Source organism: Herbaspirillum sp. B65, from assembly GCF_000333555.1.
In the GTDB taxonomy this organism is placed as follows: Bacteria; Pseudomonadota; Gammaproteobacteria; order Burkholderiales; family Burkholderiaceae_D; genus Herbaspirillum; species Herbaspirillum rubrisubalbicans.
This window is the reverse complement of record NZ_BADI01000211.1, coordinates 1-9715: the sequence shown is the minus strand read 5'-3', so window position 1 is coordinate 9715 and position 9715 is coordinate 1. Positions and strand designations below refer to the sequence as shown.

Sequence of the window (9715 nt, the reverse complement as noted above, 5' to 3'; positions counted from 1 at the left end):
TTCTTGCCATGCTCGGCACGGTCGATATCCACAGCGGCATCCAGTTCGGCCAGATAGGCCGAGGGTGTCTGGTAACTTGAACGTAGTCGAACTTGTTCTTGTTGGCGTTGCCCTTGAGGTGGGTGCTGTCGCTGTAGAGCACGCGGCCATCGACCATGCCGCGTCCAATGGCCTGGCGCACGATCTCGTCGAAGATCTCTTGATAGACGGTGGTATCAATGAAGCGGCGGCGCCGGTTCTGGGAGAAGGTGGAGGAGTCCGGTACCTTGTCGGTCAGACGGAATCCGGCAAACCAGCGATAGGCCACATTGACCTGGACCTCGCGGATGAGCTGGCGCTCGCTGCGGATACCGAAGAGGTAGCCGATGAACAAGAGCTTGAAGAGTACCACCGGGTCCAGTGCCGGGCGGCCATTGTCGGCGCAATACAGATGCGCCACCTTCTCGCGGATGAACTCGAAATCCACCGCCGCGTCGATCTTGCGCAGCAGATGGTCCTTGGGCACGAGCATCTCGATGGTCACCATCTCTAACTCATGCTGGGCGGCTGTCGGTTTTTTGAGCATGTCCGATTAAACAACAAAGCCTTGGCTTTCGCCAAGGCTTTGTCATCAATCTGACGCTCCCGATCGGGAGCCTTTTTTATTCAAGCTCGCCAACTCCGCACCACCACAACCCGCAGATTTTCTTTCACTTCATGCGGATCAGCATCAGGAACTGGAGTGAGAATTCGACATGAAGATTCACCTATTACGCAGTCGATCTGAACCACATGCACTCAATAAAAACTTATTTTCAGTCCATCACAAAAAACTCCAGAGAAATCCAATAATTTTTCGCTCCCTATATTCAACAGCCCCTCACAGATCGAAAGAAGAGCACTGAAACCCGCTACCAGAGCGGCTTTTCATCAATCACCCCTCCTCTTTAATACCGAATTCGAAACATATTCGAAGAAATAAAAGAAATAATTCGATATAGATATCGAAATATGAAGAGGCATATTTCGTTAATTTTTTAGTTTTCCCTCTTATTCCACCAATCCCCTTATCAGGACAAATGATCGCCATCACTATGGCGGGTATTTGTCACTGAACAAGAATTCCATCCCGTTTCGATCCACGCAACCTGAAGTGGCATGACGAGCGCAAATCGTCATGCCCCGGCAGCTTTTTTTCGACGGCAAGCCCACGCATCGCCCCTGCGCGATGGCCGACGCGAACAAAAGTTCAGGTGATCGAATGCGCAGTGCTTGCGCAGCTGGAGGAAACCGTGTTCCGAGCCGATTTCGATTAGTCACTTTCTAGGGAGTACCACCATGACCATCACCGTCCTGAAGCTGTCCGACGCCGACGCCTATCTGAAGAACATCTCCATCAAGACCATCAAGGACGTACGTGCCCTCGACGTCGACCTGTTGCTGGTCCTGGTCAATGGCGACCGCATCATCATCAACAACGGCGCGGTCAATGCGCTCAGTTCCCCGGACTCGTCACTGCAATTCGCCGATGGCAAGTTGCCGTTCTCCACCATGTTCCAGCAGATCGAAAAGATCGATGTCTCGCCGGAAGCCAACCTCACCGTCAGTTCCAAGGAAATCACCCGCTACAACCAGAACAACGCCAAGAACAAGAAGGCCCGCAAGGAGGAAGAGGAAGACGGTGACAAGCCGGTGGTGGTGGAACCCGGCGAGCGCGAACCCAGCGCCGCCACCGAGAGCCACGGCAACAGCGGCAACACCGAGCAACCCAACTTCACGCCCACCAAGGCCCCCGATCATCAAAGCCAGATAGCCGATGCAGAAATCAACTCACAACATGACAAGAACTGGGGCGTGCAATGGCCCCTCGCAGCCGGTGCGCTGGCGTTGCTGGCTGCGGCCGGCGGCGGTGGCGGCGGAGGTGGCGGGGGTAGCTCCGGCAACAGTGGCAATAGCGGCGGTGGCAGCAATATCAGCAATGCTGGCAGCGCTGCTAACGGCGGCAACAACAGCGCAGGTACTGGCACTGGCCCTGCAGCCGCCGGCGGTGGTGGCGGCGCCGGCACGATCGACCCGTCCGCGGCCGTCGTTCGGGGCAGCGCCACGCTGGGCACCATCAAGAACGCGAACGTTACGGCCTATGACCAGTTCGGCAATGCCTTGAGCGACACCGTGGCAGTGGTCGACGGCAAGTACACCCTGACGCTGAACCGTCCCCTCTACAAAGGCCCGTTGCTGCTGGTGGTACGCGACAACACCCCGGGCGTGGCCGACAACTACGTCGACGAAGCCAGCCTGAAACTGACCGACCTGGGCACAATACCGCTGCGCGCAGTGGTCATGGCCAGTGGCGTGAACCAGACCATCAACGTCACGGCCCTGACCGAACTGGCCGCACTCAAGGCCGGCCTGGACCAAGGCGTGCTGCGGCTGGCCGACCTGCCCGAAGTGACCGAAGAGCGCATCACCGCGGCCAACAACGCGGTGAGCGGCTTCTTCAAGGTCGACGCCATTGGCGGCGAAGTGGTCGCCACCACCGAAAAAAGCTTCAACAACGCCCTGAGCGTGGAAACACAGAACTACGGTGCTGCCCTCAAGGCCATTGCCAACCTGGTGCGCCTGGACAGCAAGACCTATCCCAACCAGGCCGTCGTGCTCGCCCGCCTGGCCGATAACCTGAAATTCCTGGATGACGCGGGTACCGGTCTGAAGTGGGCCACCAATACGGCAGGCCAGACCTTGCCGCGTGCCAGTGCGCTGCAAGGAGCACTCTTCAGCGAAGCGCTGATACAGATCATGGACAACCCCGAGCTCGACCAGGAGGCACGCGAGCTCGCCCAGCGCACCTACGATGCCCTGCAGAAGCTGCCCAATGGGAGCACCGTGGCCGACTACCTGGCCAACAACCACGTGGCCATTCCCAATCCGGTCATTACCATCCGCAATGCCGTGATCAGCAATCCGAAGCAATGGCAGGATGCGCCGACCAACACCCCGCTGGTGCTGGACCAGGGCGACTTCTTCGATGGCAACATGCGCGTCAAGACCACGCCCAATGCCAAGGTCAGCGTGATGCTCAAGGCCATTGACGGGCTGGGCCGTGAAGTGAGCATCACCCTGCCGACCACCCGCGCCGACGCCAGCGGCAACGCCATCATCATGGCCGATGACAACAACCGGGAAGAACTGTTCAACCTGGATAGCAGCCGCTCCATCACAGCCCAAGTCACCGTCATCGATGGCAACAACAGCCGGACCAATCACGCCCTGTGGAGCAGCAACAGCACCGACGTGCGAGTCAACCTGAACACGCCCGCCAACATGACCCGCTTTGCCGCCCAGGATCCGTTGAGCCTGGCCAGCGACACTTTCTACAACGACACCAACGACCGCGGCAGCTTCCCTGCCACCAACGGTGATCGCGACAGGCTCACCAGGAACGGCGCCATCCGCATCGCCCTCAACAAGCAACTGGACGACGCCAGCGAACAGCTGCAACTGGCCATTGCCACCAGCTTCGATGACAAAGGCAACCCGATCTGGGACATTTGGCGCGAAGTGCCAACCAAGCTCAACACCTCTGGCAGTAACCCCAACCGCTTTGTCTATGAAACCGACAAGCTGACCGAAGCCAATGGTGAAATCTGGGTCAAGGCCCGCGTCGTGCAAAAGGGCAGCCAGTTCACGGGTGGCTATGGCAATGCCAACACCCTGGAAACACCGCTGCGCTTTACCTTCGACAATGTCGCTCCCCCCGCCCTGAATCTGCGCCTGGCCGCTGGTCGCGACGATGGGGTGCTCAGCAACGATGGCATCACCCGCCAGACCGGCAGCGCGCTGGAACTGTCGAGCCCACGCGCGGACGGGGCGGAACTGCACTTCCAGTTACAGGCGGGCGCCGGTACCGACAACACGTCGCTGGTCATCGTCAATGCCGACGGCATCAGGACCAAAGTTGCCACTGGTACCTGGTACACGCTCAAGGCCAGCGAACAGCTGGTGCTGCAAGGCGATACCAAGGAAGGCAATGGCAAGGTCGTGCTCAAGCTGCGTCATATCGATGCAGCCGGCAACTATAACGAGATCACCCAGACCTTCATCACCGACACCACCGGCACCATCGAACAGGTGAGCCTGCTGATCCAGCGCAATACTGCCCGGCTGGAAGCCCATGAAGCCGTGCTCAAGGCGCAAGCCGAATTCACCGCGGCCCGAGTGAGCGAGCAAGCCGCCAAGCAAGCCGTGCTGGCCGCCGCCCAGCGTGCAGAGATCGCGGCCAAGAGCGCCTATGAACAGAGCATCGTCGATGTGCGCAAGACATTGCGCACCGCGCTGTCGGACGGCACCATGCGCCTGGACATCGTCCTGGGCCATGATATCGAGGATGAATACCTGCCGGCCATCGTCAATCAGTTGAGCCTTGAGACCAAGACTGACCGCATCAACTACCAGGCCGGCTTGAATGAATTCGTCCAGCGCGCTATGGGCAAAGCCGACGCCGCAGTGAAGAAAACTTCCGAATATGGCGATGCCGAAACCAAGCCAGCCCCCACCCGTGAAGATTTCTTCGACATGGGTATTCTCGGATTGGACACTGACGTCGCCCGGGCAGCGGTAGTGGATGCACTCAAAGAATTGCCCCTTGCCAAATCCAATTCCATCACCAAGATCCAGAACGTCACCAACGCCTACAACAAGGTGCTGGCCCTGGCCAATGGCAAGACCGACACCGCCAAGGAGGACCTGCCCACGGCGGAGGATTACCTCACCCTGGGTGTGATCTCGGCATTGAGCCCGGCAGGCGCCACCATCCTGGGCAACGTGCTGGACGGCAAGCGGGCGGACGAAGTTGACACCATCGCCAAGCTGGCCACCATCGCCGGCTCGGCGCAGCGTATTGCGCAGCAAGCAGCGGGCAGCAAGCCCGACCGTGAACTGAGCTTCCAGGACTTCGACAATCTTGACATCAGCGGGGTCACGGCCGACAACCTGGCCGACATCGTCGCCGACCTCACCAAGGTTCCCGATATCCTGAAAAGCCGAGGCAAGGTCTCCGGCCTGGTCGACAGCCTCGATGAAATCAAGGCTATCGTCGAATTGAACATCGGCCAGTTGCAGGTGTTGATCCGCTATGCAAAGGGTGAGACCCCGATCAACCCGGAGGCTCCGCAACAGGTCGCCCCCACGCTCCAGAACTACGAGAACAAGGAAACCGCTGGCAACAACGCCGTCACCGCCGCCAACCTGGGCGCCATCAACAGCGCCATCAAGGAAGTCGGCGCCTCGAACATGGATTCCTGGAAGAAGGTGGCCGCCCTGGTCGGTTCCTACAACCGCATCCTGAAAGCCGCCGACGGCATTGCCGGCAACAATCGCACCGATCTGCCCACGCTGGAGGATTACCAGCGCATTGGCGTGGCCAAGAGCCTGCAGGAAGTCTTCACCAAAGACAAGATGGTCGACACCGACGGCCGCAGTTCCGCGCTGGCCCTGCTCAACGAAGTGGTCGACGCCAGCCAGCGTAACATGGTCGATACCGTGGCCCAGTTGCGCACGTTGGTCGACGTCGCAGCACGTGCCGTCCGCCTGGCCCAGGATGGCCAGACCAGCCTGAGCGCCGCCGACTTCAAGCTGCTGGTACCCTCCTCGACCTATACCGAAGAGCAGATGGATATCGTCCGTTCCGGCATCAGCGGCACTGCCGACGATGGCAGCCAGGTCAATAGTCGCAGCAAACTGGCCGATGTCGGCCAAAAGGCCGTGGTGGCCTCCAACAAGATCCGGGCCTATGCCGATGATGCCAGCAGGCCCGCCCCCGACCAGGACGACTACCAGGACCTGGGCATCGTCGGCATCAACACCCCGCTGCGCGCCAGCGCCCTGAACTCGGCACTGGCCACCGACCAGATCAACGGCAGCAAGGTGGCCCGCCCCAAGGACCTGCAAGACATCGCCCAGGCCTATCTGCGCATCCTTGGCGAAGCCGGTGACAACGCCAATGCCGCCCCCGACCCCAGCACCGCTGACTACGTCCTCATCGGTGCCGTAGCACCCAGCCGCGACAACGTCACTGACCTGATCAACTCCGCCCTGCACGGCAAGACCGTCAATGACGTGGCCACGGTGACGCAAGTCTCGACGCTGGTCCGGGCCGCCAACGCCATTCATGCGCTGGCCAAGGGCCAGGGGGTGGACCTGGCGCAAGACGAACCCAGCGCCCAGCAGCTCGACGAGATCAAGGCACAACTGCTCTTGCTGGGCCTGACGGAACCCGCCAGCGGCACGCTGCAGGCCATCATTGCCGCCATCGGCCTGAGCCCGGCCGATGGCAGCGCCATTGCCGACTTCGCCAAGCTCAAGCAGTTGAGCGACGCTGCCCAGGCCGCCCAGCAAAAGATCAACACCTACGCGGATGCAGCCGATGGCGCCTCGCCGCCCGTTCCAACGGTCGCGGATTATCGCGCCATGGGCGTGGACAAGATCAGCACCAACACCGAGCTGGCCGCAATCAATTCCTCGCTGGCCAGCCCGACGGTACAAAAGGCGCAGACAGCCTCGCCGCGCCTGGTGCAATCCATTGTGGGCGCTTACCAGCGCATTTTCGAGGTGGCCGATGGCGCGCCCGGCAAGGTCGGCGGCAGCGATACCAGCAGTGCAGACAAGCTGCCCACCATCAACGATTACCGCTTGATCGGCCTGGATGCCGACCTGCTGGCGCCGCTCGGGGGCACATCCTCGCTTGTATTGGCCATGCTCAACACTCAGGTCGATGCCGCCATCAAAGACAAGGTGAACACCGTGAGCCTGCTCAATGAGCAGGCCAGGATCGCCGGCAAGATCATCGAGCAGCTCAGGGGGGACATCAGCGACAGCAAGCTCACGCTGGATGAGTTGTCCAAGGCCGGTATCCGTGGCCTGGATGCGAAGACCTTCCCGGCCGTGCTGTCGGCACTGGCGGCCAGCGCCAACGACGGATCGGCCATCATCGGGCAGGTCAATGGCACGCTCAAGCTGCAAACCCTGGCAGACAATGCCGATCGGGCCCAACGGGAGCTGGAAAATTATGCCGACAACCAGTCGACCGCCAAGATACCCAGCACCAACACCTATCTGCACATCGGCCTGGACCTCCGAGAACTCATGCCGCTGGCCGGCTCGCCCGGCAATGCCCTCAAAGCGATCAACAGCGCCCTGAACACGAGCTCCATCAAGAGCGCCCAGGTCAATCCGCCCGCGGAGCTCAAGAAGATCATCGATGCTTACAACGTCGTGCTCAAGGCCGCCGATGGGCTCGCCCCCGCCGATGACACGATCAGCAACGATGCATCCAACATCACTGTGGATATTCTGCTCAAGCTGGGCATCACCGGAGTCGATGCAGCCAGCCCTGCTGCGCTGCTGGCCAACATACAAGCGGTGCTGGACGCCATGCCGCGCGACAAGGCCCTGGATGTGAGCCATCTGCAGCAAAGCGTGGATATCGTCTCCAAGATCAGCCGCCTGGCCAATGGCATCGGTGGCGATGGCGTCACTGCTGACAAATTCGATGCCGCCGATTTCGCCGCCGCAGGCGTGAGCGTGGAAGATGCCGCGCTGGCCAAGGCTGCACTGAGCGCCATCGATGCCGCCACCTTCAGCCAGATCAATAGCCCGCGCAAACTGCAGAAACTGGTTACCGCCTACGCCAACATCCGAAGGAAGCCGATGAAAGCGAAGCCAACATCAGCAACAGACAGGAACGCAAGAACCTCAACACGGGTTCCGACCCCACCGGCGACGACCCGACTGCCGAGGATTACAAGGCCATCGGCGCCAAACTGCGCGGCATCACCACCGACGAGGCAGCATTACCCGCTGAAGAAAAAGCAGCCCGCCTGAAACTGCTGGACGACGTCCTCAAGTACAAGGCCCGTTCCGAAGTGGATGAACTGAGTGAGATCGACGCGCTGGGCCAGGCCATTGACCTCTTCATGCGCCTGGTGACGGCAGCCTCACCCGCCGATATCCCCGACGTCACTCCAGACGTGTGGCAAGGCGCCGCACATGTATTGGGCATTGGCGGCGTGGACGCCACACCGGGCGACGGCAACCTGGAGCAGGTGAAAGGCAAGTTGTTCACCCTCAAGAACGGGGCCGGAGTCAACGGCATCGACACGGTGCAGAAGTTCCAGGCGCTGATCGATGAAGTCAACGCCGCGCTGAAGATCATCACCGACTACGCCGACGATGGCACCAAGCCCGCTCCTTCCGTACAGAACTACCAGGACGCCGGCATCACCGGTCTCGGTGGTGTGCCGCTGGTCACTGCCGACAACCTCGCTTACATCAACAGGGCCATCGACAGGCTGCAAAAATCCGATGTCGATACACGCAGCAAGATCAAGGGCGTGGTCAATGCCTACCGTGACATTCTGAGCGTCGCCAACGGGGTTCCCGGCGACGATTCCGGTGCGAGCCTGACGGCAGCGCACTACCTGCAGATCGGCGTGGCACTGGACGACAGCAGCATCGGCATGGGTGAGCTAGTCGTCAATAACAACGGCAGAAAGAGCATTCCCACGCCGGATGCCGACAAGCTCAAGCTGCTCAACAGCATCGTCGAGGGCCGGGCGCGTGAGCAGGTCGGCTCGCCCGAGAAGATCGAGGCCCTGGCACGCACTGCCGCCGACCTCATCCGCACCGCCAAGGAAAGTCGTGACGACCGTGTAGTCAACAGCGGCGGCGCTTCGCTCGACATCCAAAGTCTCAAGAACATTGGCCTGGACAATATCCTCACGCAAAGCCATCGCGACGCCTTCATCGACGTCGTCAAGAACAAGGGCAACACTGTCGATTCATCGACCGGCGCGCCGCGCAACGACGACACAGCCGCTCACGTCGTGACCCAGGTCAACACGCTGGAAGCCTTGAAACGCATGGCCGGCAGCACCGTGCGGGTGCTCGACTACAGCAATCAAGGCAACGGCACAGCGCCCACGGAAGAAGACTGGAACAACATCGGTGTGCACCTGCCGTTCACCGATCCTGCCAGCAAGGCCAATGCCATGGAACTGTTCAAGGACATCATCCATCGGGCCAGCACCGACAAGGTCGACACCATCGCCGAACTCAATCGCCTGGCACTGATCGTCCAGAAGTTCATGCAGGTCGCCGCAGCAGCACCGATACCGGATGTCTTGCCGACGCAGTACGGGGCGGTCAACAGCACGCTCACCACCGAGGACCTGCGCCAGATCGGCATCACCATCCGTGGTACCGGCGACACCATGCTCAAGGCTCTGCTGCAAAAGCTGCAGACCACCGCCGACGATGGCAGTGCGGCCACCAGCCTGAGCGCGCTGCAATCTCTGGCCAACAAAGCCGTGGATGCCCTGGACAAACTCATCAGTTACGCTGACAACAATCGCGCCATCCCACCCGACGCTGAGCCCAGCGCCGATGACCTGAAGGATATCGGCGTCGAACTGCCCACTCCGACGACGGATTACTTAGTCCGCGTACTCGAAGTGTTGAAATCGGAAAACATCAAAGGCAGTGACGTCAAGGATCCGACTCGCCTGCAAGAAATCATTACGGCCGTGGTGCACCTGGTGGATGCCGCCGACGACAAAGCGGACAACGCCCCTCCGGCATTACCGACCAGTGACGACCCCAGCCCGTTGAGCAAAGCCGACTTCAAGGCCCTGGGCTTGTCCCAGGAGCAGCTCGACAAGGCCGGTGCCAATGGCATCAAGAT

General features: G+C 60.5%; 1 protein-coding gene and 2 pseudogenes. 2 read left to right on the top strand and 1 reads right to left on the bottom strand.

The window, feature by feature from the left end:
• A pseudogene (locus I5W_RS05330) lies at nucleotides 1–565 on the bottom strand (transposase); the annotation flags it as partial.
• A gap of 752 nt (nucleotides 566–1317) precedes the next feature.
• On the opposite strand from I5W_RS05330, the gene I5W_RS05325 reads away from it, so the two are divergent.
• Complete coding sequence (locus I5W_RS05325; protein WP_044528466.1) at nucleotides 1318–7857, top strand: hypothetical protein; 6540 nt, start codon at nucleotides 1318–1320, stop codon at nucleotides 7855–7857.
• Between the two features lie 41 nt (nucleotides 7858–7898).
• A pseudogene (locus I5W_RS05320) lies at nucleotides 7899–9715 on the top strand (hypothetical protein); the annotation flags it as partial.